The organism is Streptomyces sp. NPDC007905, from assembly GCF_042959345.1.
Classification (GTDB): Bacteria; Actinomycetota; Actinomycetes; order Streptomycetales; family Streptomycetaceae; genus Streptomyces.
In genome coordinates, this window is sequence record NZ_JBIBKS010000001.1 from 517,787 (window position 1) to 542,926 (window position 25,140).

The 25,140-nt window shown below is 71.9% G+C and carries 20 protein-coding genes and 4 pseudogenes; 14 read left to right on the forward strand and 10 right to left on the reverse strand.

Translation table 11 applies throughout. The features are described 5' to 3' along the window. Positions 1-4 precede the first annotated feature (4 nt). Entirely contained in the window at positions 5-589 is a 585-nt protein-coding gene (locus tag ACFZDC_RS02580; RefSeq protein ID WP_391319512.1) for a nucleotide exchange factor GrpE, read from the reverse strand. Between the two features lie 10 nt (positions 590-599). Beyond that, a complete protein-coding gene (gene dnaK, locus ACFZDC_RS02585) occupies positions 600-2,504 on the reverse strand; it encodes a molecular chaperone DnaK (protein ID WP_391319513.1) in 1,905 nt (634 codons plus the stop codon). 647 nt (positions 2,505-3,151) lie between these two features. Here dnaK and ACFZDC_RS02590 point away from each other — a divergent pair. The 7 genes and pseudogenes from ACFZDC_RS02590 (at position 3,152) to ACFZDC_RS02620 (ending at position 12,832) form a co-directional block, all read left to right on the forward strand. Continuing rightward, positions 3,152-4,918, forward strand: a complete 1,767-nt coding sequence (locus tag ACFZDC_RS02590; RefSeq protein WP_391319514.1) for a helix-turn-helix domain-containing protein — start codon at positions 3,152-3,154, stop codon at positions 4,916-4,918. An 822-nt stretch (positions 4,919-5,740) separates the two neighbouring features. Further along, the gene (locus ACFZDC_RS02595; RefSeq protein ID WP_391319515.1) at positions 5,741-6,874 is read left to right on the forward strand and encodes a hypothetical protein; all 1,134 of its coding nucleotides are present in this window, start codon (positions 5,741-5,743) and stop codon (positions 6,872-6,874) included. Between the two features lie 297 nt (positions 6,875-7,171). Then, positions 7,172-8,347: an alcohol dehydrogenase catalytic domain-containing protein gene (locus tag ACFZDC_RS02600; RefSeq protein ID WP_391319516.1), complete on the forward strand. Its 1,176-nt coding sequence runs from the start codon at positions 7,172-7,174 to the stop codon at positions 8,345-8,347. A 692-nt stretch (positions 8,348-9,039) separates the two neighbouring features. Next, positions 9,040-9,323, forward strand: a pseudogene (locus ACFZDC_RS02605) (metal-sensitive transcriptional regulator). A gap of 999 nt (positions 9,324-10,322) precedes the next feature. Continuing rightward, the gene (locus tag ACFZDC_RS02610) at positions 10,323-11,681 is read left to right on the forward strand and encodes a rhodanese-like domain-containing protein (protein WP_391319517.1); all 1,359 of its coding nucleotides are present in this window, start codon (positions 10,323-10,325) and stop codon (positions 11,679-11,681) included. 45 nt (positions 11,682-11,726) lie between these two features. Beyond that, positions 11,727-12,092, forward strand: a complete 366-nt coding sequence (locus ACFZDC_RS02615; RefSeq protein ID WP_391319518.1) for a rhodanese-like domain-containing protein — start codon at positions 11,727-11,729, stop codon at positions 12,090-12,092. Continuing rightward, on the forward strand, positions 12,089-12,832 hold the full coding sequence (locus tag ACFZDC_RS02620; protein ID WP_391319519.1) for a TSUP family transporter: 744 nt from the start codon (positions 12,089-12,091) through the stop codon (positions 12,830-12,832). The genes ACFZDC_RS02615 and ACFZDC_RS02620 overlap by 4 nt, the downstream gene beginning before the upstream one ends. Positions 12,833-12,873: 41 nt before the next feature. On the opposite strand, the pseudogene ACFZDC_RS02625 reads toward ACFZDC_RS02620, so the two are convergent. Then, positions 12,874-13,156, reverse strand: a pseudogene (locus ACFZDC_RS02625) (metal-sensitive transcriptional regulator); the annotation flags it as partial. Positions 13,157-13,235: 79 nt separating this feature from the next. Here ACFZDC_RS02625 and ACFZDC_RS02630 point away from each other — a divergent pair. Beyond that, positions 13,236-13,766 (forward strand): annotated as a pseudogene (locus ACFZDC_RS02630) (rhodanese-like domain-containing protein); the annotation flags it as partial. 218 nt (positions 13,767-13,984) lie between these two features. Continuing rightward, the gene (locus ACFZDC_RS02635) at positions 13,985-14,344 is read left to right on the forward strand and encodes a tetratricopeptide repeat protein (RefSeq protein ID WP_391319520.1); all 360 of its coding nucleotides are present in this window, start codon (positions 13,985-13,987) and stop codon (positions 14,342-14,344) included. 52 nt (positions 14,345-14,396) lie between these two features. On the opposite strand, the gene ACFZDC_RS02640 is transcribed toward ACFZDC_RS02635, so the two are convergent. Both ACFZDC_RS02640 and ACFZDC_RS02645 read right to left on the reverse strand, forming a co-directional pair. Beyond that, positions 14,397-14,666: a hypothetical protein gene (locus ACFZDC_RS02640; protein WP_391319521.1), complete on the reverse strand. Its 270-nt coding sequence runs from the start codon at positions 14,664-14,666 to the stop codon at positions 14,397-14,399. 68 nt (positions 14,667-14,734) lie between these two features. Beyond that, positions 14,735-16,138, reverse strand: coding sequence for a PepSY domain-containing protein (locus tag ACFZDC_RS02645; RefSeq protein ID WP_391319522.1), 1,404 nt, complete (start codon positions 16,136-16,138; stop codon positions 14,735-14,737). Between the two features lie 133 nt (positions 16,139-16,271). Between ACFZDC_RS02645 and ACFZDC_RS02650 the strand changes: the two genes are divergently transcribed. Beyond that, positions 16,272-16,916 (forward strand): peptide deformylase, encoded by a 645-nt coding sequence (locus ACFZDC_RS02650; protein WP_391319523.1) that lies wholly within the window; start codon positions 16,272-16,274, stop codon positions 16,914-16,916. A gap of 8 nt (positions 16,917-16,924) precedes the next feature. Here ACFZDC_RS02650 and ACFZDC_RS02655 read toward each other — a convergent pair whose 3' ends face one another. Next, positions 16,925-18,355, reverse strand: coding sequence for an FAD-dependent oxidoreductase (locus tag ACFZDC_RS02655; protein ID WP_391319524.1), 1,431 nt, complete (start codon positions 18,353-18,355; stop codon positions 16,925-16,927). A gap of 187 nt (positions 18,356-18,542) precedes the next feature. Here ACFZDC_RS02655 and trxA point away from each other — a divergent pair, with 187 nt between their 5' ends. Further along, the gene (gene trxA, locus ACFZDC_RS02660) at positions 18,543-18,917 is read left to right on the forward strand and encodes a thioredoxin (RefSeq protein ID WP_391319525.1); all 375 of its coding nucleotides are present in this window, start codon (positions 18,543-18,545) and stop codon (positions 18,915-18,917) included. Positions 18,918-19,134: 217 nt separating this feature from the next. Here trxA and ACFZDC_RS02665 read toward each other — a convergent pair. Next, positions 19,135-19,479, reverse strand: a pseudogene (locus tag ACFZDC_RS02665) (aldehyde dehydrogenase family protein); the annotation flags it as partial. Between the two features lie 30 nt (positions 19,480-19,509). Beyond that, positions 19,510-20,556: a substrate-binding domain-containing protein gene (locus ACFZDC_RS02670; protein WP_391319526.1), complete on the reverse strand. Its 1,047-nt coding sequence runs from the start codon at positions 20,554-20,556 to the stop codon at positions 19,510-19,512. A 155-nt stretch (positions 20,557-20,711) separates the two neighbouring features. Here ACFZDC_RS02670 and ACFZDC_RS02675 point away from each other — a divergent pair, with 155 nt between their 5' ends. Then, positions 20,712-21,404 (forward strand): TetR/AcrR family transcriptional regulator C-terminal domain-containing protein, encoded by a 693-nt coding sequence (locus ACFZDC_RS02675; RefSeq protein ID WP_391319527.1) that lies wholly within the window; start codon positions 20,712-20,714, stop codon positions 21,402-21,404. Further along, entirely contained in the window at positions 21,401-22,540 is a 1,140-nt protein-coding gene (locus ACFZDC_RS02680; protein ID WP_391319528.1) for an FAD-dependent monooxygenase, read from the forward strand. Before ACFZDC_RS02675 ends, ACFZDC_RS02680 begins: the two co-directional genes overlap by 4 nt. 7 nt (positions 22,541-22,547) lie before the next feature. Here the strand turns inward: ACFZDC_RS02680 and ACFZDC_RS02685 are convergent, their stop codons facing one another. Continuing rightward, the gene (locus ACFZDC_RS02685; protein ID WP_391319529.1) at positions 22,548-23,228 is read right to left on the reverse strand and encodes a TetR family transcriptional regulator; all 681 of its coding nucleotides are present in this window, start codon (positions 23,226-23,228) and stop codon (positions 22,548-22,550) included. A gap of 103 nt (positions 23,229-23,331) precedes the next feature. Between ACFZDC_RS02685 and ACFZDC_RS02690 the strand changes: the two genes are divergently transcribed. Beyond that, the gene (locus tag ACFZDC_RS02690) at positions 23,332-23,895 is read left to right on the forward strand and encodes an NAD(P)H-dependent oxidoreductase (RefSeq protein ID WP_391319530.1); all 564 of its coding nucleotides are present in this window, start codon (positions 23,332-23,334) and stop codon (positions 23,893-23,895) included. 61 nt (positions 23,896-23,956) lie between these two features. Here ACFZDC_RS02690 and ACFZDC_RS02695 read toward each other — a convergent pair whose 3' ends face one another. Next, positions 23,957-24,838 carry a TIGR03560 family F420-dependent LLM class oxidoreductase gene (locus tag ACFZDC_RS02695; protein ID WP_391319531.1) on the reverse strand — a complete coding sequence of 294 codons (882 nt, stop codon included), beginning with the start codon at positions 24,836-24,838 and terminating at the stop codon, positions 23,957-23,959. Positions 24,839-25,140: the final 302 nt, after the last annotated feature.

The window sequence follows — 25,140 nt, forward strand, 5'->3', positions numbered from 1 at the left end:
CCGGTCACTCCCGCTTGGCGACGGTCACGGCGGCCGGCCTCAGCTGCCGCTCGGCCTCGCCGTAGCCGGGGCGCAGCACCTGCGCCACGGTGTTCGGTTCGGCGTCGGGGTCCTGGACCACGCCGACGACCTCGTGCCGGGAGGGGTCGAACGGGACGCCGGTCTCGGCGTGACGCTCGTAGCCGAGGCGTCCGAGGATCGACACGGCCTGGTCGCGCACGGCGCGGACCCCCTCGACGATCGCCCCGGGGTCGGAGCCCGCGTGGTTCAGGGCGAGTTCGAGGTTGTCGATGACGGGAAGGAAGACCGCGGCCGTACGGGCGCGTTCGACCGCGCGCTCCCGGTCCAGTTCCCGGGCGTGCCGCTTGCGCAGGTTGTCGAGGTCGGCGAGGGCACGCCGCCAGCGGTCTTCGACCTCTTTCAGCGCGGCCGTGTACTCGTCCTCGACACCGGCCGGACCGGTGGCCGCGTCGGGCCCCGGTTCGGCCTCCGTGGTCGGCGGCGCGGGCTCGGGCAGGTCGCCCTGCGGCGGTTGTACGGCGCCTTCGGGCGGCGGGTCGGACGCTCGGTCCTGGGGAGGGATCGGCATGGCGGCTACCTCAGCCCTTGTCGAACTCGGCGTCGACCACGTCTTCGTCGTCGCCGGCCCCGCCCTGCCCGGAGCCGTCCGGCCCGGTGGTGTCCGACGGACCACTCGCCGCCGCGGCTTCGGCCCCGTGGGCGGCGAGCCCGGCGTAGACCTGCTGGAGTTCGGAGATCAGCGGCCTGACCTTGTCCACTCCGGCCTCGTTCTTGACCGCGTCGCGGGCCTCGGACACGAGCATCTCGGCGCGTGCCTTTTCGTGCGCGGGTGCGGCGTCGCCCAGTTCGTTCAGGCGCTTCTCGACCTGGTAGGCGACGGCGTCGAGCTCGTTGCGCGCGTCGACGGCCTCGCGCAGCGCCTGGTCCTGGTTCTGGTTGCGCTCGGCCTCCTGGACCATGCGCTCGACCTCACTGCGGTCGAGGTTGGAGCTCTCGCTGATGGTGATGCCCTGTTCCTTGCCGGTGTCCTTGTCGCGAGCGCTGACGTTGAGGATGCCGTTGGCGTCGATGTCGAAGGTGACCTCGACCTGGGGTTCGCCCCGCGGCGCCGGGCGGATGTCGGTGAGCTGGAAGCGGCCGAGGACCCGGTTGTCGGCGGCCCGCTCGCGCTCGCCCTGGAGGGCCACCACATCGACGGCCGGCTGGTTGTCCTCGGCGGTGGAGAAGGTCTCACTGCGGCGCACCGGGATGGTGGTGTTCCGCTCGATGATCTTCGTCATCACTCCGCCGCGGGTCTCCACGCCCAGCGACAGCGGGGTGACGTCGAGCAGCAGGACGTCCTTGACCTCGCCCTTGAGCACCCCGGCCTGGATCGCGGCGCCCAGGGCCACGACCTCGTCGGGGTTGACGCTCATGTTGGGGTCCTTGCCGCCGGTCAGCCGTCGCACCAGGGCCTGGACGGCGGGGATGCGGGTGGAGCCGCCGACGAGGATGACCTCGTCGATGTCGCTCTCGCTGACCTTGGCGTCTCCCATGGCCTGCTTGACCGGACCGAGGCAGCGCTCCACCAGGTCGCCGGTGATCTGCTCGAAGGTGGACCGCATGATCGTCGTGGTCAGGTGCTTGGGCCCGGAGGCGTCGGCGGTGATGAACGGCAGGCTGACCTGGGTCTGAGTGACGGAGCTGAGCTCGGTCTTGGCCTTTTCCGCCGCCTCGAACAGGCGTTGCAGTGCCTGCGGGTCCTGGCGCAGGTCGATGCCGTTGTCCTTCTGGAATTCGTCCGCGAGGTAGTCGACCAGGCGCCGGTCGAAGTCGTCGCCGCCCAGATGGCTGTCGCCCGCCGTGGAGCGCACCTCGACCACGCCGTCGCCGACGTCGAGGATGCTCACGTCGAAGGTGCCGCCGCCCAGGTCGAAGACGAGGACGGTCTCGTGCTGCTTGTTGTCCATGCCGTAGGCGAGGGCGGCCGCGGTCGGCTCGTTGATGATCCGCAGCACTTCCAGGCCCGCTATCCGGCCGGCGTCACGGGTCGCGGTGCGCTGGGCGTCGTTGAAGTAGGCGGGCACGGTGATGACCGCCTCGGTGACCCGCTCCCCCAGCTGCTTGGAGGCGTCGTCGGCGAGCTTGCGCAGCACCAGGGCGCTGATCTCCTCGGGCGCGTACAGCTTGTCACGCACCTTGAAGCGGGCCTCGCCGTTCTCTCCCGCGACGACGTCGTAGGCGACGGCCTTGGCCTCGTCGGGGACCTCGTCGAAGTGCCGGCCGATGAACCGCTTGGCCGAGTAGATGGTGCCCTTGGGGTTGAGGATGGCCTGGCGCCGGGCCAGCTGGCCCACCAGGCGCTCACCGGTGTCGGTGAAGGCCACCACGGACGGCGTGGTCCGGTGGCCCTCGCTGTTGGGCACGACGGTCGGCTCGCCGCCCTCCCACACGGCGATCACCGAGTTGGTGGTGCCCAGGTCGATGCCCACTGCCTTGGCCATGAGGAGCTCCTTCCGCGGCGGTCGACGTCCGTCGGCGACCGTTCACCCTCCGGGCCCTGTCCGCCCGGCTTCGACACTCGTTCAGCTGGGACGGAGCCGCTGCGCCGGCGGCCGCCGTTCGAGAGGGGCGCTCCCCGTCTTCGCGCCGACCCTGCTGTCCAGCCCGGCGACCCGCCGGACGGCCTCTTCGGCGACCTCCTCGTCCGTGCACGACGTCGCACCGGCTGGGCTGCATGGAGCGGACCGGGACGACGTCCCGGCGGCTCGATCGCTCATCTGTTCGCCCAGGCTCGTGTTCCGACCGATGATCGCCACCTTTTGAACGGGAAAACCCTGGTAGATGAGGTGATCGACGACATATTCGGCTTCCTGGTACCTCAACGAGGCAACGGGCCTGCATGCTCAGGGCCAGCCCTTTCGACGGCGACCGCCGAGCGATCCCTACGGCCCCCACAGTGGCTGTTCGCGCGGTCACCCCGCCTGCGCCCGGCGGGTCGAAAAGTGGCACCGGCGGTCGGTCTGCGAGGACAAGAGACGGGACGAACGATTCGGGTTGGCGGCTCGCAGCGGGGCACTCGGGGCCTAGCATGAGATACGGGGCTCACGGATGTACTTCTTCGAAGCCCGGGGGAGAACGGAGTTATCCCATGGCCGGCCGTCCGGCGCAAGGACTGTCTCTCGGCTTCGACGCTCAGGAAGCGGATACCGCCGTGCCCGCGGACGATCAGCCGCACAGCCCCGGCCGAACGGCCGCCGTGGCCCGGGGCGCAGCGGACCCTCACGGGCTGCTGGCACTGTCCCACGCCCTGTTCGACGGCGCGGACGAGCGCGAGATCCTCAAGGCTGCCCTGGCTCACGTCACTGCCCTCGGGCCGTACCACGCCGAGGCCGGTCTTCTGTCGAACGACGACTCGCTCGTCGGCGCCACCGGATCCGCGGACGGGGTCGAGGTCGAGGTGCAACTGCAGAAGCTGGAGCAGACGGACGGCCCCGTGATCCTTCCCGAGCGACCCTGGTGCTGGGCGTTCGGTCTGCGCAGCTCCGCAGGTGTGCTCGGCCACTTGGTGGTGTCGTCCCGGTTCCCACCCGGGGAGCAGGACCACTTCCTCCTCTCCACGCTCGTGCAGCTCACCGCGGCGGCCCTGTCCCTGGCGAGCGCGCGACGCCGGCAGCGCGACGACGCCCGGGAGCTGAGCATGCTGCGCAGCCAGCGGGCCGCCGTCCTCGGGCAACTGGACGCCCTGCGGACCGAAATCCAGCAGCAGCGGATCGTCCACGAGGCATTCGCCCGTGTCGCTGTCCTCGGGGGCGATGAGGACGCCCTCACCCAGGCGCTGTACGCACTGACCGGTCTTCCGGCACTCGTCGAGGACCGCTTCGGCAACCTGCGGTCCTGGGCGGGCCCAGGCCGTCCGACCCCCTATCCGGTGCCGGTCACCGCCTGTCGGGAGGAGATGCTTCGCGAGGTGGCCCTCGAGACGGGACCGGTCCGGGTCAAGGGCCGGCTGATCGCCCTGGCCCGGCCACGTGGCGAGGTGCTGGGCGTGCTTGCCCTGGTGGACCCCGACGGGACTGCGGACGCCCACACCGTGTTCGCACTGGACCACGCCGTGCGGTCGCTCTCCCTGGAGCTGACGCATCTGCGCAACCTGGCCGAGGTCGAGCTGCGGCTGCATCGCGAGTTGGCCAACGACCTGCTGGAGGGCGCTGACGAGGCGAGCGCGTACGCCAGGTGCGACGCCGTCGGCCACGACCTGCACCGGCCGCACTACGTGATGGTGGTGCACCGCAGGGGCAGGGCGGCGGACGAATCCCTCTCGCGGCCCATCGAGCGGGCGGCGGCAGCCCTGAACCTGCGGCCGCTGACCACCCGGCGCGGGGAGGACTGCGTAGTCCTGCTGACCGAGACGAGACCGAACGGCGACACGCTGCACGCGGCGCTGGAGCGGGAGTCCGGCAGGCGCAGCTGGTCGGTCGGGGTGAGTGCCCGCTGCGACTCCCCCGGCAGCATCCCCCGCTGCTACCAGGAGGCGCTGCGGGCCCTGGAGGTGCGGCAGCACTCCCGTGAACAGGACGGAACGACCTTCTTCGACGACCTGGGGCTCTACCGGATACTGGGGCCCGGGAACGACCTCCACGAGCTGGAGGCCTTCGTCCGTGAGTGGCTCGGGCTGCTCATCGACTACGACAAACGGCACGGCACGGACATGGTGCAGACGCTCGCCCAGTACTTCGACTGCGGTGGCAACTACGACGAGACCGCCGCCGCTCTGACCGTCCACCGCAGCACGCTGCGCTACCGGCTCCAGCGCATCCGCGAGATCGGCGGCCGCGACCTCGCGGACGTGGACACCCGGCTCAATCTGCAGGTGGCGACGCGCGTATGGAAGATCATGCTCGGCGAACCGGGCTGACCGAGGTCTCCCGGGGCGGCACGCGGGCTCGCCGAGCGGACGGGCGCTTTTCGGCTCCCTGGAACCGGAAGCGCTCGTTCCCACCTGGTCAGCCGCGCCAGTTCACCTTGAACACCACCAGAAGCACTACTCCGGCACGTGGCTGGAGCACGAGCAACCCGAAGGGGACAGCGCCGACTTCACCGACCGAGTGTTCCTCGTCCAGGACCACGGACGCTTGCTCACGAACAGGGTCCCGCACAACGTCTGCCGGTCCGGCACCCGCGACCGACCCCCCACCGGCTTCGGACCCGGCTCGGGCGGCAACGGCTCGCTCAGCGCCCGTAGTTCGTCCGACACGACCTACGGCCGCGACTGTCTCTTCCCAGGACCGGACCAGCGAGCGGACAGGCCCCCCAGTCACATGATCAACAACTTCTGTGAGGACCTCCACGTCCTCCCCGCCGAGGCGGGGATGTTCCGGAGTACGGCGCCTACCAGGCGGCCACCACCTAGGCCGTTTGATCGTTGGCCCGGGTGTGCCGTACTGACGCGCCGTGGGCGCGGATCGAGCCGTTACTCCCGGGCCGGACACCGAAGCGGGGTGGCCGGTGGCGCGGGGTGGGGTGCGGGCCGGGGTGGGGCCGGAGCGGGTGTTCGCGGTGGCGCACGCGATCGTGGCCCGGTGGTGGGAGCAGGCCCTGTACTGGGAGGACGAGGGGATCTGGCCGTACCCCCGCGCCTGCCGGCGGGGGCCAGCGTGTCACACGGCGTCGACGTTACCCCGGGGGCATCCTGTGGGCACTTGCGATCGCGGGGGCAGCCGACGAGAAGGGTCCAGCCATGCGGGTGTCGTCTCAGGGCGTTACGGTCGTAGCTCTCCTGGCGGATCCGGACGCGCCCACGGAAATCGCACAACGCATGGCCCGGATACTTCCCGCTCGGCTCGCCGACAGGTCAGGCCAGGGGCGACGGTTCGACGTCGAGGTGGTCAGTGAGCCCTTCACCGCAGGAACGGAGGACCCGCACACCTTGATGCGCCGGATCATGGACCGTGGGAGAGCGGAGAATTGGGACATCGTCGTGGCGCTCACCGACCTTCCGCTGCACTCGCACGGGCGCAAGGTCGTTGTGGATCTGAGTCACGAACACGGCTTGGCGCTGCTGTCTCTTCCTTCACTGGGGGGCTTGCGTCTGCAGACGAGGGCCCGGCGGGCCGTGGAAGAAGCCGTGCTTGGCTTGGCGGGTCCGCGGGCCACCGGGGCTGAAGGACCTGCGCAGAGTCAGTGGCTGTTGGGGCCCTTCGTCAGTCGTCTCGCGCCTATTCACCCGTGCCCGGTCGGTGAGGAGGAGACCGCTGATCTTCGGTACGTCGTCAGCGGGCCGCGCGGTCACCTGAGGGTGCTCCTCGGTATGGTCCGCGCCAACCGGCCGTGGCGGTTGGTGCCGGGCTTGTCGAAAGCCCTGGCGGCCGCACTCGCCACGGGAGCAGTCGCCACCGTGAACTCCACCATCTGGAGCCTGGCCGAGTCCCTGAGCGCGCCGCGCCTCGTGATCGCCACGGTGGGGTCTGTCGCGCTCATGATCGGCTGGTTGATCGTGGACGCGCAGCTGTGGCATCGATCAGCAGAGGTCTCGCGGGAGGCGAGGCAGCGAGCGAGGCTCTACAACACCTCGACGGTCATGACCGTGGGTATCGGGGTGCTCGTCTGCTACGTGGGTTTGATCGTCATCAACTTCGTGTGGGCGCTGTTCCTCCTCAACGACCGAGTGTTCGCCTCCATGACACGAGCCCCGCTGCACGCCACGGAATACTGGACGTTGTCCTGGTTCGTCGCTTCGGTCGCCACGGTGGGCGGCGCGCTGGGATCGGGCTTGGAGAGCGACGAGGCGATCCGGACAGCCGCCTACTCCAAGCGCGAACAGGAACGTCGCCACATGCTCCAAGACGACGACGGTGACCAGCTGGTGACCTGAGTCGGAGATTCGTCGGTGGTGGGTGGTCGTCCGGGTACGAAGATTCCGCTGATCGATCGTGCGTGGTTGTTTCGCGTCGGGGCCGACGGGGACCCGGGCGGCACGCCGCCGGAGCGCCGAAGCGCCACCTGGCGGGCCGGTGGCGGCACCACCCGTTCCACCTGATCCGGGTGAACGGCCCGCAGAGGCATGCCGGAGCCACACACCCCGTCGTACCAACTTCCGAGAGTCAGGCTCTTTGCGCCGCCTCCATCACTGCCGTGCCACGCTCTTGCCGCGGCACCAAGGGAAGTCATCATGAAAGCAGCGGTATATGAAGGACCGCGAACGGTCACGGTGAAGGACGTACCGGACGCGAAGATCGAACACCCCTGCGACATCATCGTCAAGATCACCACCACCAACATCTGCGGTTCGGACCTGCACATGTACGAGGGCCGCACCTCGTTCGAGTCCGGCCGCACCCTGGGACACGAGAACATGGGCCAGGTCGTGGAGGTCGGCTCGGCCGTCCGCAAGGTCCAGGTCGGCGAGTACGTGGTCCTGCCCTTCAACATCGCCTGCGGCTTCTGCAAGCAGTGCGAGCGGGGTTTCACCAACTACTGCCTGACCATGCAGCCGGAACCGGCCCTCGCCGGAGCCGCCTACGGATTCGCCGACATGGGCCCCTACCAGGGCGGCCAGGCGGAACTGCTGCGCGTGCCCTACGGCGACTTCAACGCGCTGCGTCTGGGCGAGGACGCCGCCGAGCGGCAGACCGACTACGTGATGCTCGCGGACATCTTCCCCACCGGCTACCACGCCACCGAGATGGCCCACGTCAAACCGGGCGACCAGACCATCGTCTTCGGGGCCGGTCCCGTCGGGCTGATGGCGACCTACTCCGCCCTCATCAAGGGCGCCGGCCGCGTCTGGACGGCCGACTACCAGCCCGACCGGCTGCGCAAGGCGGAGGAGATCGGAGCCATCCCGATCAACACCGCCGAGCAGAACCCGGCGGAGGTCGTCAAGGAGGCCACCCTCGGTCTGGGCGCCGACAACGGCTGTGAGTGCGTCGGCTACCAGGCACACGACCCCCAGGGACATGAGGACGCCAGCCTCACGCTCAACGGACTGATCGACTCGGTCAGGTTCACGGGCGACATCGGCGTGGTGGGCGTGTTCCTGCCCGAGGACCCCGGCGGTGCCGAGGCCCAGGGGGAGCTGGAGGCGCACGGCAAGGTCCCGATCGACTTCGGCATGATGTGGTTCAAGGGCCAGCACATGGGCACCGGGCAGGCGCCGGTGAAGAGGTACAACCGGGCGCTGCGGGACCTGATCGCCGGAGGGAAGGCAAAGCCGAGCTTCGTCGTCTCCCACGAACTCAGCCTGGACGAGGCCCCCACCGGCTACGAGCACTTCGACGCCCGTGACGAGGGCTGGACCAAGGTGGTCCTGCATCCGAACGGACACGGCAACGGCCACAAGCGGTAAGAGACCTGGGGGCGCCGTCCCGTCCGTTTCCCCGGACCGGTCCGGCCGACGGGTGGCGATCGCCCCGGCTCCGGCCGGGTTGGGCGGGCGGGCGGGCGGGCGGCGAACGCCTCCCCGGACTTCCGCCATGGTCGGTAGTGGCCTCCGTGGCAGCCGGCGCGTCCGGGGCGTCCGCATAGCTGTCACCCCCACCCGTTCCACGGTCGGGTGGGGCGCGATGAAGATTCGTGGAAACCGATCGTGCAGTGACTGTGTGTGCTGGTGGCGCCGCAGGGCCATGTCCGTGCCGGCAGCACCTCGCGTTCTGGCCGTTGGGCGCGGTGGTTCGTACGGGGACGTGGGGGCGCTGAGGCAGGTCTGCCCGCGCCCCACGGAACGCAGGTCAGTCGGCCCGGGCGCGCCGGGCGAACTCCTTGGCCAGGGCGGCTCACAGGGCGGCAGAGCGGGCACGCTCAGACCTGGCCGCAGACCCCGCCGTATCCGGTCCAGGGGCTTCGGGCAGGTGGCCGCAGGCGTCCTCGCCAGGGGGCGTACGTCGATGACGGTGAGTTTGTGCAGCTGGGGCGCGGACCTGGGCGGTGCTGAGCGTCACGGGGATGACGAGGCTGGTCGTGGCAGTTCCGATCCTTGATGGTCGCCGCCGTGCCCAACCGGGACGCGCAGTACCCCCAGGGGTATTTTCGAGGAGTGACGTGGAACTGGAGCTTGAGGGCGCGTCCCTGAGGGCCGTGCTGAACCGGCTGCGGCGTGCGCAGGGCCAGATCTCCGGCGTGATCCGGATGATCGAGGAGGGGCGGGACTGCGAGGACGTCGTCACGCAACTGGCCGCGGCCTCGCGGGCACTCGACCGTGCCGGTTTCGCGATCATCGCCACCGCCCTGCAGCAGTGCGTGGCGGACATCGAGTCCGGCCGCAAGAACGGTGCACGGAGGCGATGCGCGCGCGGCTGGGGAAGCTGTTCCTGTCCCTGGCCTGAGGACGTCCTGGGCGGTCATCACTCGACCGCGTCGACCAAGCAGGACCCCGACCATGGTCAGCAGGCCGACCAGCAAGGCCAACCCGGGCCCGGACAGCGGGATCACGTCGGGCCAGTCACCACCCGTCCCACTCAGCGACACCTCCATGACGGAGTGGCTCCCGTGGGCATGGACCGCCCCGCCCGCTCTGGGTCGCACGCCGCCCACCACTCGGTGGCCTGGTCCGCGGTGCGGTGGAGAGAGGACCGGCCGGTGGCCCTCTCGCGGGCGGGGCGGCTAGGGCTGCGGCGGATAGTCCACCTCCCCGACTCCGATCACCGGCTCGGGGACGCCCGCCAGGACCGACTGGTGTGCAGTCCGCAGCAAGGCCACCCCCTCGACGGAAGGCCTGGGCTCCGCGCCGCGGACAAGCGAGCCTGAGTCACGTCCAGCGCGCCCGACCCGGGCACCGTCCTCGTTCAGCAGGGCAACGCGCCCCCCGGCCCCGTACTCCGCGGTGTCCACCGCGTTGAACTGCACACGGTGCACCGGGCCGGCACCCAGCGGGGACGAAGTCAGCGACCAGACCAGCCCACCGGGATCGGCCCGGCGTCGGCGTACACCTCCAGGTGCTCGGCGCACTCCCGGTCACGTGCGTGTTGAACACTGTCGCGATACAGGACTTACCTGAGTTCGCTACGACCTCAAGCCCTCGCCCACCTTCCCGCTGATCGACACGTTCAAGGAACGGCGCGACGTGTGGGCCCTCAAGCGGTACGTCCTGCAACAGGTGCACTGGCACGGAATGCTGACCGGCCGCCTCTGACCGACCGGCCCGGGCTGCCCCCGACCCGGGCCGGTCTTTTCGTGCTCGGCGAACGCAGCGCGTGGCAGATGACGAACGCCGGCCGACGCACCCGTCCCAGGGGGCACACACGCGCAAAATACCCTGGGGGGTATCGGTGCTATGGTGACGCACATACCCCGGGGGGTAATTTCGGCAGGAAGGAAAGATCTCCGTGTTCTTCATCGACACCATTGGGATCGAGGGCCTCGGCAACCGCAGCTACCTCGCCGGAGGCCGGCAGGCCGCCATAGCCGTCGACCCGCCGCGCGACTTCGACCGGGTGCTGGCGGTGGCCGCGCGCCGCGGCGTTCGGATCTCGCATGTGGTGGAGACTCACCTCCACAACGACTACGTCACGGGCGGTCTGGGGCTGGCCCGGGTGACCGGTGCCGCCTACCTGGTGCCTGCCGGGGCGCGCGTGTCGTTCGCGCGGGTGCCGGTGGCCGACGGCGACACCGTCATCCTCGACGGCGAGCTGGAGCTCCGCGCCGTCGCCACGCCCGGCCACACCCCGCACCACACCTCCTACGTCCTGCAGGAGCGTGGGCAGCCGGTGGCGGCGTTCACCGGGGGATCGCTGCTGATCGGCACGGTGGGCCGGCCGGACCTGGTCGAGCCGCGACTGACCGAGCAGCTGGCCCGCGCTCAGCACTCCTCCGCGCACCGCCTGGCGGCCGAGCTGCCGGACGAGACGTCCGTGCTGCCCACGCACGGCTTCGGCAGCTTCTGCTCCTCGGCGCAGGCCGAGGGCGACGCCACCACCATCGGCAAGGAGAAATCGGTCAACGCGGCGCTGACCATGGACGTCGACTCCTTCGTCGCCCGACTGCTCGCCGAGCTCGACGACATCCCCGCGTACTACACGCACATGGGTCCGGCCAATGCCGCGGGTCCGGCGTCCGTGGACCTGACCCCGCCGGCCGTCGCGGACGCCGAGGAGATCGCCGCCCGGCTCGCGGCCGGCGAGTGGATCGTGGACGTGCGTAACCGGGTCGCGTTCGCCGGGGGCCACGTCGCGGGGTCCTTCAACTTCGAGGCCGACGGCAAGATCGCCACGTACCTGGCCTGGGTGGTCCCGTGGGGCAGACCTGTGACGCTGCTCGCCGAGTCCCCCGACCAACTGGCCGCCGTCCAGCGCGAACTCGTCCGGGTCGGCATCGACCGGCCCGCCGCCGCCGCGACCGGCACACCGCTGGAATGGGTGCCTGCGGGTGACAGCCCCGCCTCCTTCTCCCGCTCCACGTTCGCGGGCCTGGCCGAGCACGGCACGGGCGACATCGTCGTCCTGGACGTGCGGCGCGACTCCGAGCGAGCCGTCGGCTACATCGAGGGCTCCGTCCACATCCCGATCCACCAGCTGCACAAGCGGCTCGCAGAGGTGCCGGCCGGCACCGTCTGGGTGCACTGCGCCGGCGGGATGCGGGCCGGTATCGCCGCCTCGCTGCTGGACGCCGCGGGCCGTGACGTCGTGGCCGTCGACGACGGCTTCGATGCCGCCGAGAGCGCCGGACTGACCGTCGTCACCGGCTGACCCCACCCGTTCGGCCGGCCCCCAGAACTTTCGAGAGGTTGTGTGATGCCCCTTTTCCGTCGTGGCGCCGACCGCGTCACCGTGGACGAGGCCCACCGGCGCACCCAGAGCCCGGACGCTGCGGCCGTCCTGCTGGACGTACGCGAGCGACTCGAGTGGAGGGCCGGGCACGCGCCCGGCGCCGTCCACGCCCCGCTGTCCCGTCTGGCCGCGGGCGAGGCGCTGCCCAGCGTGGCCCAGGCACGGCCCCTGGTGGTGATCTGCCGGAGCGGGCACCGCTCTCAGCAGGCCGCCGAACTGCTGGCCGCACGCGGCTCCGACACCGTCGATGTGAAGGGCGGCATGCAGGCGTGGGCCGCTGCCGGCCACCCGGTCATCGACGAACACGGGAACAACGGCTCGATAGCATGACCGCCCTGATCCTCGCGCTCATCGCCGGTGCCGTCATCGGCCTGGCCCTGGGCGGCCTCGGCGGGGGCGGCAGCGTCCTCGCCGTACCCGCACTGATCTACCTGCTCCATTTCACCCCGGCGGAAGCGACGACGGCCGGCCTGGTCATCGTCATGCTCACATCGGTCACGGCTCTGACCGCCCACGCCCGGGACGGCAACGTCGCCTGGCGCACGGGGCTGCTCTTCGCCACGGCGGGCATCGTCCCCGCGATGCTCGCCGGGGCCGCCTCCGGCCACCTGCCCGACACCATGCTGACCGGCGCCTTCGCCGTCATAGCCGCGCTCGCCGCCCTGCGCATGCTGCGGCCCGCGCGTACCGAGCCGCCCGGCGAGGTGAACCCCGGCAAGGCCGGAGCGGCCGGCGCCGGACTCGGCTTGATCACCGGGTTCCTCGGCGTGGGCGGCGGTTTCCTCGCCGTGCCTGCGCTGGTGAGCGTGCTCGGACTGAGCATGCGCCGGGCGGTCGGCACCAGCCTGTCGGTCATTACGATCAACTCTCTGGCCGCCCTGGGCGCCCGGGCCGGCACCGGCATGCACCTGGACTGGGCGGTCATCGCACCGTTCACCGCGGCGGCGATCCTGGGCGCCTGGGACGGCAAGCGCCTGTCGCGCAGGATCAAGGGCAGGACACTTCAGCGGATCTTCGCCTACGTGCTCCTCGCGGTCGCCGCCTTCATGCTCGTCGATGTGCTCCTCTGACCATGTCGGCGCAGTTCGGACACTCGGGCGGCAGGGTGCCGGGCCAGGGAGGGAAAAGGCCTCTCCGGCCGGCCGCGCACCTGCTCACGGTCCGCTCCGGGTTCCCCACCCTCGTCGGCGTCGGCGAGCACTGCCGCGGGCCGGTCGCGATGACCGCGGATCCCGCGCGGTCGAGCGCGCGGGACACGCCGCCAGTCGGGGGACGGCCTCCTCGCAGTCGCGGGCCTCCTCGCTCATCCGGATCACCCCGGAGATCTGCCCCTGCGCCCGGCGCAGCCGTTTCAGCACCGACCACGACTCCGCACCCGCCGGATCAAATTCCACGACCACTCCTCGCAGACATCCCCGGGGGTAAAGCGCTCCCCCACCAGGGCACCCTCGATACCCAAGGATGACATTCGCCATGACCACCCCCACCACCCTCGACCCCCGCCAGGCCCGCGGCCGCCTGCACGAACCCACCGTCATCGACGTCCGCACCCCCGGCGAGTACGCCGCCGGTCACATCCCGGGCGCCCTCAACATCCCCCTGGACCAACTCGACCGGGCCCTGCCCGACATCCGCACCGCCGCCCGGCGCGGCGAGGTCCTCGTCGTCTGCGCCTCGGGCGCCCGCTCCGAGAACGCGTGCCGGACACTCGCGCAGAACGGCATCCACACCGCCACGCTCGCCGGAGGCACCGGCGCCTGGGCCGCCCAGGGCCATGACCTGCACCGCCCCGAGGGCACCCGGAAGGCGACGTGGGAAGTGGAGCGTCAGGTCCGCCTCGTCGCCGGTTCGGTCGTCCTGCTAGGCCTGGCGCTGGGCGAGGTGGTCCACCCGGCCTTCCGGCTGCTGTCCGCCGGTATCGCCGGCGGTCTGATCTTCTCCGCCGTGACCAACACCTGCGGCATGGCCGCCGTGCTCGCCAAGCTCCCCCACAACCGGCCCCGCCAGGAGACCACCCGGCGGGCGATCGGGATCGTCCAGGACCTGCTGACGCAGTTGCTGGAACCGCTCGGCGGGCGGGACAGCGCACGGGCCCGCGAGCTGACCCGCGACCTCACGGCGCTGCTGGACGCACCCCTGGATCCGGCCGCAGCGAGCACACCCACCAAGTAGTGGAATATTGAATAACCGCCTTCCGTTGTGGCCCGCGGAGGAGGTCACGAGTGGACACTCAACGCACGATCACGTACTTCGACCACGGCAGCCCCGCCGAGCGCTGGGAGCGCGCGCAGCTGTTCTTCGACGCCAAGGACTACGCCGGCGCGGCGCGGGTGCTGGCCGGACTGGTCGAGGAGGTGCCGGAGCAGACCGGACCCCGGCTGCTGCTGGCCCGCGCCTACTACCACTCGGCACAACTGCAGCGCGCGGAGGCCGAGTTGCGGATCGTCGTGGAGCGCGACCCCGTGGAGCACTACGCCCGGCTGATGCTGGGCCGCACGCTGCAGCGGCAGGCACGGCACGACGAGGCGGAACAGCACCTGCGGATCGCCTCGGCGCTCGCGGGTGACTTCCCGCGGGAGTGACCGGCACGCCCAAGGGCCCGGTTCCCTCGAGGAACCCGGCCCTTGGCGCGCTTCAGGCCGACGGACGTACCCCGCACGTGACCACCCAGTGGTTCTTCCCCAGGCGGCGGGCGCGGGAGAACCCCCGGCTCTCGAACCTCGCCAGGGTGCCGTTGTACAGGAAGGACGCCGACACCGAGCCGCCCTCCGTGTCCTGCGGGTAGCTCTCGACGGTGCCTGCGCCGAGCCGGGCGATCCGCGCCGGGCGCCGTCGAGCGCGGCGGACGCCACGCCGTCCGCGTCCAGGGGCCGTACCGCGTACGTCATCGAAGTCCCCCTCCACTTGCCCCCGCCCCCGCCGCCTGCCCGCGTCATGTCCGTCTCCCTCCGGGATGGGCGGGGCGGATCACGCTACTTCACGCCGGCCGTGCTCCCGTAGGTACGGCGCCCGCGCCGGTGCGCGATCTCCCCGAGGGCGACGTCGACGGCGATGAAGGCGGCCAGCGGGATGCCGAGCAGCGGCACGAAGTACCCGAGCACGGCGATCACCGCCAGGGCCGCTACGAGAAGGTACGGCGGCACCTGCGCCCAGCCGCCCCGCGGGACCGGCCTGCCGAAGGCCGAGCCGCGGCCGCGCTGCCACCACATGCGGTAGCCCCACACGATGAGCAGGATCAGGGCGAGCGCGAGCAGGGCGAGGCCGATCTGGTTGACGAGCCCGAAGAGGACGCCGGTGTGCAGGTCGATGCCCCAGCGGGTGAGCTTGGCGAGCACCGGGTGGTCGGCGAACCGCAGTTCGTCGGTGACCTTGCCGGTGGCCGGGTCGACGGCGACGGCGTCCTGCTTCTCGGGCCAGCTGCGCTGGATCTGCTTGACGACGTAGGCGTTGTGCGCGTCGGCGGGCGGGACGATCTCCACGGGGTCGCCGAGGCCCTTCGCGCGTGCCGCCGCGAGCACCTGGTCGAGGCCCACCCCGTGCCCGGCTTCCCCACCGGCGCCGGCCGCCGTGCCGTGGCCCGCGTGCTCACCGCCGGGCGCGGCCGCCGAGACGGACGGCGTCGCCTGGCCGAGTGAGGTGCGCAGTTCATCGATGGTCGCGCCCGCGTACGTCGACCAGGTCAGGCCGGTCGCGGACAGGAACAGGAACCCGGCGGCGGTCCACACGCCGATCGTGCCGTGCAGGCCGAGGGTGCGGTGCCGTCCGCTGGTTCCGCGCACCCTGCGCAGGGCGCGCCGCCGGGAGAACCACAGCACCAGGCCGCCGCCCGTGATCACCCACAGCCAGCTGGCCGCCAGCTCGCTGTAGAGCCGGCCGGTGTCGCCGAGGTGGAGGTCGCGGTGGAGTTCGTCGAGCCAGGTGCGCAGGGGCAGCGCGCCGGTCGAGCCGTACTGTTCCAGGGCCCCGCGCACGTTGCCCGTACAGGGGTCCACGAACACGGCGAGGGTGTGGTCGGGGTCGACGCCCTTGACGCCGGAGAGCAGCACCCTGGTGGTCGTACCGGGTCGGGGGGCGGGCCGTACCGCCGAGACGGTGCCCTCGGGGTGGGCCGTGCGGGCCGCGGCGACCTGGGCGGAGACGGGCAGCTCCCGCTCCCCTACGGGCGCGGTGAGTTCATGGCCGTAGACGATCTTCTCGGCCTGGAAGGAGCCCGCGTACAGCAGCCCCGTGACGGCGGCCGTCAGCAGGAAGGGGGCGACGAGCAGGCCGGCGTAGAAGTGCAGGCGCAGCACGAGGGGACGCAGCGGGGCCCAGAGGCTCGGGGTGGGGGCCGGGGCGGGCGCCTCATCCGTGGTGGGCAAGGGGGCGGTGGGCATCGGTGGGCTTCTCCCGGGGCTCGGGTCCGGAGCGTTGACGGTCCAGTGGTCGGGCCGGGAGGGCACCGAGTTCCCCGGGGTGTTGGTGACCTGTACCACACGGAGTGGTGGGCGGGCATGGCATTCTGACGCGATGGCACCTCCCACTGATCGCGCCGCCCTGGCCGAGCGGGTCGAGGAACTCCTCGCCGCCGGCGGCCCCTTGCCCATCGTCGCGGCCGGCCAACCGGTCCTGCGGCGCGGCGGTGAACCCTACGACGGCCAGCTCGCCCCCGCCCTGCTGGCCCGCTTCGTCGAGGCCCTGCGCGTCACGATGCACGCGGCGCCCGGCGTGGGCCTAGCCGCCCCGCAGGTCGGGATCCCGCTGCGGATCGCGGTCATCGAGGACCCTGCGCCGGTGCCCGAGGAGGTGGCGCTGGCCCGGGGCCGAGTCCCTCAGCCGTTCCGCGTCCTGGTCAACCCCTCGTACGAGCCCGTCGGCAGCGCCCGCGCCGCGTTCTTCGAGGGCTGCCTGAGCGTGCCGGGCTGGCAGGCCGTGGTGGCCCGGCACGCCGAGGTGCGGCTGCGCGGCGAGGACGAGCACGGCCGCGCGCTGGACGAGGTGTTCACCGGCTGGCCGGCCCGTATCGTCCAGCACGAGACGGACCATCTCGACGGCACCCTCTACCTCGACCGCGCGGAACTGCGCTCCCTGTCCACGAACGAGGCGGTGGCGGCGCTGTGGACCCAGCCGACACCGGAGGCGGCGGCCCGGGCCCTCGGCTTCGAACTGCCGTAGAGGCGTGCTCAGTTGTCCCGGTACGCCTCCAGCAACCGCAGCCACACCTCGCTCAGCGTCGGGTACGACGGGACGGCGTGCCACAGGCGGCCGACCGGGACGCGGCCGACGACCGCGACGGTCGCGGAGTGGATCAGTTCGCCGACGCCGGGGCCGACGAAGGTGACACCGCGCAGGACCTCCTCCTCCAGGTCGACCACCATGCGGGCGCGGCCCTTGTAGCCGTCGCCGTACAGGCCGGCCCCGGCGACGGAGGAGAACTCGACGTCGACGGCGCGCACGCGGTGCCCGGCCTGTTCGGCCTCGGCGAGGGAGAGGCCGACCGCGGCAGCCTCCGGGTCGGTGAAGACGACCTGCGGGACGGCGTCGTGGTCGGCGGTGGCCACGTGGGCGCCCCAGGGCTCCTCCCGGAGGGCACCCCCTGCGGCGCGGGCGGCGATGGCGGCGCCGGCGATGCGGGCCTGGTACTTGCCCTGGTGGGTCAGGAGCGCGCGGTGGTTGACGTCGCCGACCGCGTAGAGCCAGTCGGTGCCGGTGACCCGCATGCTGTCGTCGACGTCCAGCCAGGAGCCCGGTTCCAGGCCGATGGTGTCCAGGCCGATGTCGTCGGTGTGCGGGGTCCGGCCGGTGGCGAAGAGGATCTCGTCGGCCTCGATGCGGTCACCGGTGCCGGTGAGGGCCACGACGGTGCCGTTCTCGCGGCTGACGGACTCCACGGAGGTGCCGGTGCGGATGTCGACGCCCGCCTCGGTGAGGGCCTCGGCGACCAGTTCCCCGGCGAACGGCTCCATGCGGTTGAGCAGGCCCTTGCCGCGCACCAGCAGGGTGACCCGCGAGCCCAGGGCCTGCCAGGCGGTGGCCATCTCGGTGGCGACGACACCACCGCCGACCACGATCAGCCGGCCCGGGGCCGCCTTGGCGCTGGTCGCCTCGCGGCTGGTCCAGGGCTTGACGTCGGCCAGACCGGGCAGGTCGGGCAGCTGGGCGCGGGTGCCGGTGCTGACGGCGACGGCGTGCCGGGCGGTCAGGGTGGTCACGGTGCCGTCGGGGCCGGTCACGGTGACCGTGCGGGGGCCGGCGAGGCGGCCGTGGCCGCGGTACAGCTCGGCGCCGACGCCGTCCAGCCAGCCGACCTGGCCGTCGTCCTTCCAATGGGAGGTGTAGGTGTCCCGGCGGGCGAGGACGGCGGGTGTGTCGAGGGGGCCCTGGACCGCCTGGCTCAAGCCGGGCAGGCGCCGGGCGTCCGCCTGGGCGATCACCGGCCTGAGCAGCGCCTTGCTGGGCATGCAGGCCCAGTAGGAGCACTCGCCGCCGACCAGTTCGCTCTCCACGACGGCGGTGGTGAGACCGGCCGCACGGGTGCGGTCGGCGACGTTCTCCCCCACGGGCCCGGCCCCGAGCACCACGACGTCGTACGCGATGGATTCCGTTTCCGTCATGGGGTCAGTCTGGTGGGTGGTTGACGGGAGGGCCACACGGGTACGCGCGCGGGATACAAGCGTGCACGCACGGAACAGGCGCGGAACAGGCACGGAACGGGCACGGAACGGGTTCGGAATAGGCGGCCGGGTCGCCGTGTTTCCGCCGTCGGCACAACCCCCACACCAGGAATGAGGGAATCACGCCATGAGCAACACTATGGAGCTGACCAAGGAGAACTTCGACCAGACGGTCACCGAGAACGAGTTCGTTCTCATCGACTTCTGGGCGTCCTGGTGCGGGCCGTGCCGTCAGTTCGCGCCGGTGTACGAGAAGGCCGCCGAAGAGAACCCGGACCTGGTGTTCGCCAAGGTGGACACGGAGGCCCAGCCGGAGCTGGCCCAGGCCTTCGGCATCCAGTCGATCCCCACGCTGATGATCGTCCGCGACCAGGTCGCGATCTTCGCGCAGCCGGGCGCCCTGCCCGAGGCCGCCCTCACGGACGTCATCGGACAGGCCCGGGAGCTGGACATGGACGAGGTCCGCAAGAGCATCGCCGCCCAGGAGGGCATCGCCCAGTAGTCCTCGGAACGGGTATGGCGCCACGTCGCCGCGTACGGTCGTCCGGCGCAGCGCCGCGAAGGCCTCCGGGTTGCCTCCGAAGCGTGCTCCGGTGCCGGACCCGGCGACGCCGCCCAAGGCGTGCCATGCCACCGCCTCGTCGTTCACCGTCTGGTCTTCGTGGATGCCGCCCGCGGCGGGTTTCGCCCCGCGGGCGGCACTCGTCGCCACCAGCCGGTCCGCCGCAGACCGCGGTGCGCGGATCGGGTTTCAGGACGACGGCGTTGCCGAGTGCGAGGGCGGACGCGACGGAGCGGATGGAGAGGATCAGCGGGGCGCTGAACGGTGAGATGACGCCCACCACGCCGACGGGAACCCGGCGGGTGTACGACAGCCGGGGCGCCTCGCCGGGCAGCGCCTGTCGGGCGGGGCGGGAGGCGAGGGCGGCGGCCTCGGTGTACTCCTGGGCGGCGACATGCAGTTCGAAGTCCGCCTTGCCGGGTACGGATCCGGACTCGCGGACCAGCCACGTGCGCAGTTCGTCGGCGTGCTCGATGCACAACTCCCCTGCCCTGCACAGCACTTGAAACCCACGCCGACGTCGGCGGCCGGGTCAGCTGGACTCGCGCCGCACGAGCGAGGCGCCCAGCACCCTGCGTACCTCGGGCTCCCCGCCGGGGTCGCGCACCGCCCGGTCGACCAGTTCCGCCAGGTCGCGACCGGAGGGCAGTTCGATGTGGACGGTGCTGAGCCGGGGTCGCAGCAGCCGGCCGAGCATCAGGTTGTCGGCGCCGACGACGGCGACGTCCTCCGGGATGCGCACGCCCTCGTCCTGCAGGGCGCGCATCAGCAGCATCGCGTACTCGTCGTTGTACGCGAACACCGCGTCCAGCCCCAACCGGGGCCAGCGTGCGGCGAGTTCGGCAGCGGCCTGCTCCGTGTACGCGAGCGGCAGCGCGGTCACACTCGCGTCCGTGCCGTGCAGGCTCTGGTGCACACCGGCGAGCCGGGGCCGGGAGAAGGCCTCCAGGCCCGGCTCCTCGGGAACGACCACGCCGATACGGCGGCGGCCGCGGGCGTACAGATGGGCGCCCGCGCAGTGGCCCACGGCATCGTGGTCCATCAGCAGGGCGTGCGCGCCCTCGACGCGATCGGGGCCCAGGGTCACCACGGCGCGGGCGCCGGACCGCTTGAGGACCGCGACGCCCTGCGGGCCGAGCCCCGTACCGGGTACCAGGACGGCGACAGGGCGCAACTCCGCCCAGGCGCGGGCGGCTTCGTCACCCTGGAGGCCGACGGTGCCGTACTGGACGACGGTGTACTCGAGGCGGCCGAGGGCCGACTGGAGTTCACTGAGGAAACGGCTGTAGAGGGGGCCGACCGGGATGGTCGGGGCGGGCATCAGGACCATACGGCTGTGCCCGGCCCGCAGGCTGCGGGCGGCCGCGTGGGGCACGTATCCCAGTTCGCGCGCGGCCTCGTGGACACGGCGGCGCGTCGGCTCGCTGATCCGTACGGCGCTGGTGTTGTTGAGGACGTAGGAGACGGTCGCGCGCGAGACGCCGGCCAGCCGGGCCACATCGGCACTCGTGGGGACGGAGTGCGATGCGGGCGCCGCGGACGGGGGCTTGTTCGGTATCTGCACCATGACAGACCGCATCCTGGCAGAGGGATCGGGGCCGGGAGCGACCGGGGCGGCGTCGTTCAGCCCTGGACCATTTCTCCGTCTTGTCGGAGGTCAGGGCCGGCTCTCCGTGAACCGAACGTGTTCGCTCCGAACTTGTTCGTGTCGAACATGTTCGTTACAGTCGGAGCATGACCGCATCCCCCCGCTCCCGTCGCGAACGTCCGGCCAAGCCCGCTCTGACCCGGGAGGGCATCGTCGCCACCGCGGTCGCGATCCTGCGCACAGAGGGCCTGCGCAAGGTGACCATGCGGCGGCTGGCGCAGGAGCTCGACACGGGTCCCGCCTCGCTGTACGTCTACGTCCGCAACACCGACGAGCTGCACGCGGCCGTCCTGGACGAACTGCTCGGCACGGTCGGGCCCGCCCCGGCCGAGGGCACCTGGCGGGAGCGACTGGAGCAGGTGCTCACCGCCTGCACGCGGATGCTCCTGGAGCATCCGAGCCTCGCCCGCTCGGCGCTGACCGCACGGCCGAGCGGCCCGCACTATCTGAACCTGATCGAGACGCTGCTCGCCCTCCTGGACGAGGGCGGGGTGCCGCGCGAGCGGGCGGCGTGGGGGGTCGACCTGCTGCTGCAGCACGTCACCGCGACCGCCGCCGAGCACGCCGGGCAGGAGTCCCCGGGCGACTGGCAGGCGCTGGACCGTGCCCTGCGCGGAGCGTCCAGGGACACCCACCCGCACATCGCGGCCACCGCCGGCGACCTGCTGTCGGGCGCCCCCGAGGCCCGGCTGTCCTGGGCCTTCCAGGCACTGATCAACGGCATCGAGCACACGGCCGTACCCGACCGATCCCTCTCAGCCCCTCAGGAGACCCCATGACCACCCCCCACCACGGCATCGCCGTCATCGGTGCCGGACTGGGCGGGCTCGCGCTCGCCCGGGTGCTGCACGTGCACGGCATCGAGGCGGCGGTGTTCGACCTGGACGCCTCGCCGGCCGCGCGCAGCCAGGGCGGCATGCTCGACATCCACGACGACTCCGGCCAGGAGGCGCTGCGCGCGGCCGGGCTGCACGAGGAATTCCTGGCCCGGGTGCACGCGGGCGGCCAGGCGACGCGCGTCCTCGACCAGCACGGGGCGGTCCGGATGGACGAGCCGGACGTCGGCACCGGCGGGCGCCCCGAGATCGACCGCGGCGAGCTGCGCGACCTGCTGCTGGACTCCCTGCCGCAGGGCACCGTCCGCTGGAACGTGAAGGTGACCGGCGCGCGCCCGCTCGGCGACGGCCGGCACGAGGTGACGCTCGCGGACGGCAGCGCCTTCACCACCGGTCTGCTGGTGGGCGCGGACGGCGCCTGGTCCCGCGTGCGCCCGCTGCTCTCGTCCGCCGAACCGGCCTACACCGGCGTGTCCTTCGTCGAGGCGGACCTGCTGGATGCCGATGCGCGCCACCCGGTGAGCGCCGGGGTGGTCGGCGGCGGCATGCTGTTCGCGCTCGGGGCGGGCCGGGGCTTCCTCGCGCACCGCGAGTCCGACGGCAGCCTCCATGTCTACGCCGCCGTCGAGGCGCCGGAGGACTGGCTGGACGGCATCGACTTCGCGGACACCGAGGCGGCCAAAGCGGCCGTGCTGAAGGAGTTCGACGGCTGGCACGAGAGCCTGACGGCGCTGGTCACGGACGCGGACGGCGCGCTGGTGCCACGGCGGATCCACGCCCTGCCGGTCGGGCACCGCTGGGACCGGGTCCCCGGGGTCACCCTGCTCGGCGACGCCGCGCACCTGATGTCGCCGTTCGCGGGCGAGGGCGCCAACCTCGCGCTGCTCGACGGAGCCGAACTGGGCCTCGCGCTCGCCGCGCTCCCCGGGGACACCGAGGCCGCCCTGGCCGCCTACGAGGCGAGGCTGTTCCCGCGCGGCGAGACGTCCGCCGCCGACTCCGCGCGCAACGGCGCGATGCTGTTCCGCGCCGACGCGCCGCAGGGCCTGCTCGACATGTTCGCCGCCCACGAGGGCTGAACGGCACTCAGCGGGGCCGCTCCGTGCGGGTCACGAGGGCCACGAGGTCGATCCAGGCGGCCTCCAGCCGCTCCATGGGCATGCCGCACTGCCGGGTCAGATGGTGGATCAGGGCGGGGTCGAGGGACGCCATCAGGGTCTGGGAGAGAAGATCGCAGTCGGCGTCCGGCACGATCTGCCGCAGCAGCATCGTGACGTGGGTGCGCAGCGCCCGGACCGCAGGATGCGAGAACCGGCGGTCCGGCTCCGGCTGGGCGGCCAGCTGCAGATCCAGCTGCTCGGCCGAGCGGTACAGCACCGCCACGCCGAACGCCCGCAGCCGCTCCAGGGGCGGTGCCCCCGGGCCCAGCGGCGGCGGTCCGCCGAGAAAGTCTGCCTGCAGCTGCCTGCCCGAGTGGTCGAGCAGCGCCATCAGCAGCCCCGTGCGGTCGCCGAAGCGGCGGAACACCGTCCCCTTGCCGACCTGGGCCGCCGCGGCCACCGCCTCCATCGTCACCCCGGCCACGCCGTGCTCCGCGATCAGCCGGGCGGCCGCCTCCAGCAGCCGGGCCCGGTTGCGGGCCGCGTCGGCGCGCAGGCACGGCTCGTCGGGGCCCGCTCCGACCTCCAGCAACTGGGGGGGTTCGAGGGGCCCCTGAGACTTCGGGAAGGGCGGCAGCGCGCTGGACATGAAGACAGCGTAAAGCATCGGGAACAAAACTGGACCGCGGTCCGGTTAGCCTGATACAAAAGCTAAGCGGACCTCGGTCCGGATGGTAGCAGCGATGTTTCAGCCCCTTTGGAGTCCCACCATGTCTGTCCGCATCCTCGCGCTCGTCGGCAGCCTTCGTGCCGGTTCGCACAACCGCCAGCTCGCCGAGGCGGCCGTCAAGCTCGCCCCCGAGGGTGCCGAGGTCGACCTCTTCGAGGGCCTGGCCGACGTTCCCTTCTACAACGAGGACCTCGACGTCGAGGGCAGCGTCCCGGCCGCCGCCGCCAAGCTGCGTGAGGCCGCCCAGGCCGCCGATGCGTTCCTGCTCTTCTCGCCCGAGTACAACGGCACCATCCCGGCCGTCCTGAAGAACGCCATCGACTGGCTGTCCCGCCCGTACGGCGCCGGCGCCTTCGGCGGCAAGCCCGTCGCCGTGGTCGGCACCGCCTTCGGCCAGTACGGCGGCGTGTGGGCGCAGGACGACACCCGCAAGGCCGTGGGCATCGCCGGCGGCAAGGTGATCGAGGACATCAAGCTGTCCATCCCGGGCTCCGTGACCCGCTTCGCCGAGACCCACCCGGTCGACGACGCCGAGGTCGCCGCCCAGCTGACCGAGGTCGTCGCCCGCCTGCACGGCACCGTGGGCGAGGCCGCGGCCGCCTGAGCCCCAGCCGTCGCGAGAGGGGCCGGAGCCTCACCGAGCTCCGGCCTCTTTCGCGTCCCGCTCAGTCGAGCCCGGCCAGCCGCTCCACCACGGGGGCCGCGAACCGCTCCATCCACTCGGAGGTCCGGGCCAGCCGCGGGGCGAGAATTACGGTGTCGATCCCGAGCTTGGTGTAGCCCTCGATGTCCCGCAGGAAGGCGTCGAGGTCCCCCTCGGTCGCGGACTCGCCCGTGTAGGCGATCGTCTTGCGGATCGTGTCGTAGTCCCGCCCCACGGCCTCGCAGTGTCCGCGCAGCACGTCCAGCTTGTGCCGCAGTTCCTCGGGCGAGGACGGGATGAGGTTGCAGGCGTCGGCGTACCGCGCCACCAGACGCAGTGTCTTCCTCTCTCCCCCGCCGCCGATCATGATCTCGGGGTGCGGCTCGCTCACCGGCGCCGGCACGCACAGCGTCTCGGCGAGCCGGTAGTGGCGGCCCTCGAAGGGGCCGTTGTTGTCCGGGTCCCACATCTGCAGGCAGACCCGCAGAGTCTCCTCCAGCCGCTCGAAGCGCTCGGCGAGCGGCGGGAAAGGCACGCCGAGCCCGTGGTGCTCGCGTTCGTACCAGGCGGCCCCGAGACCGAGCGTGGCCCGGCCGCCGGAAAGCACGTCGAGCGTGGTGGTGATCTTGGCCAGGAGTCCCGGATGGCGGTACGTCACCCCCGTGACCAGGGCGCCGAGCCGCACGGTGGAGGTGTGGGCGGCGAGGAAGCCGAGGGTCGTCCAGGCCTCCAGCATGGGAGCCTCGGCGCCGCCGTTGAACTCCATCTGGAAGTAGTGGTCCATCACCGACAGCCGGCTCACCCCGGCCGCCTCGGCGGCGCCCCCCGCGGCGGCGAGTTCACCGCCGAGCGCGGGACCGCCTCCGGAGTCGTCGAACCGGTTGATGTGCACGCCCACCCGCATGTCCGTCTCCGTTCGTCCGGACGGTCACCGACAGCACGACGCTACGTCTTGGAGCACGCTCGAGGCCAAGCGGACCCCGGCCGCGCACCGGCAGGCTGCGGCGATACCACTGAGCGGGGTACCGGAAAGCCACCAGGGACCGGATCTCCGCTACAGCCGCAGCAGACTCGGACCGCCCCGTCGGCGAGGGTCCGGCCGTTTGCGACCGGCCCGTCGGCGGTCCGGGTTGCCCGGATCTGCGGGACACCCAGGCGACCGCTGACCAACTGGCTCAGATACTCGGGTCGTTGGACAAGGCTGTC

Bases quoted from the DNA above. Each gene is read 5' to 3' on its own strand.
- ACFZDC_RS02685 (WP_391319529.1), bottom strand. From the start codon at position 23,228: ATGCTTTACGCTGTCTTCATGTCCAGCGCGCTGCCGCCCTTCCCGAAG.
- ACFZDC_RS02650 (WP_391319523.1), top strand. From the start codon at position 16,272: ATGGCACCTCCCACTGATCGCGCCGCCCTGGCCGAGCGGGTCGAGGAA.
- ACFZDC_RS02590 (WP_391319514.1), top strand. From the start codon at position 3,152: ATGGCCGGCCGTCCGGCGCAAGGACTGTCTCTCGGCTTCGACGCTCAG.
- ACFZDC_RS02615 (WP_391319518.1), top strand. From the start codon at position 11,727: ATGCCCCTTTTCCGTCGTGGCGCCGACCGCGTCACCGTGGACGAGGCC.
- ACFZDC_RS02600 (WP_391319516.1), top strand. From the start codon at position 7,172: ATGAAAGCAGCGGTATATGAAGGACCGCGAACGGTCACGGTGAAGGAC.
- ACFZDC_RS02620 (WP_391319519.1), top strand. From the start codon at position 12,089: ATGACCGCCCTGATCCTCGCGCTCATCGCCGGTGCCGTCATCGGCCTG.
- dnaK (WP_391319513.1), bottom strand. From the start codon at position 2,504: ATGGCCAAGGCAGTGGGCATCGACCTGGGCACCACCAACTCGGTGATC.
- ACFZDC_RS02680 (WP_391319528.1), top strand. From the start codon at position 21,401: ATGACCACCCCCCACCACGGCATCGCCGTCATCGGTGCCGGACTGGGC.
- ACFZDC_RS02675 (WP_391319527.1), top strand. From the start codon at position 20,712: ATGACCGCATCCCCCCGCTCCCGTCGCGAACGTCCGGCCAAGCCCGCT.
- trxA (WP_391319525.1), top strand. From the start codon at position 18,543: ATGAGCAACACTATGGAGCTGACCAAGGAGAACTTCGACCAGACGGTC.
- ACFZDC_RS02655 (WP_391319524.1), bottom strand. From the start codon at position 18,355: ATGACGGAAACGGAATCCATCGCGTACGACGTCGTGGTGCTCGGGGCC.
- ACFZDC_RS02580 (WP_391319512.1), bottom strand. From the start codon at position 589: ATGCCGATCCCTCCCCAGGACCGAGCGTCCGACCCGCCGCCCGAAGGC.
- ACFZDC_RS02670 (WP_391319526.1), bottom strand. From the start codon at position 20,556: ATGCGGTCTGTCATGGTGCAGATACCGAACAAGCCCCCGTCCGCGGCG.
- ACFZDC_RS02595 (WP_391319515.1), top strand. From the start codon at position 5,741: ATGCGGGTGTCGTCTCAGGGCGTTACGGTCGTAGCTCTCCTGGCGGAT.
- ACFZDC_RS02645 (WP_391319522.1), bottom strand. From the start codon at position 16,138: ATGCCCACCGCCCCCTTGCCCACCACGGATGAGGCGCCCGCCCCGGCC.
- ACFZDC_RS02695 (WP_391319531.1), bottom strand. From the start codon at position 24,838: ATGCGGGTGGGCGTGCACATCAACCGGTTCGACGACTCCGGAGGCGGT.
- ACFZDC_RS02690 (WP_391319530.1), top strand. From the start codon at position 23,332: ATGTCTGTCCGCATCCTCGCGCTCGTCGGCAGCCTTCGTGCCGGTTCG.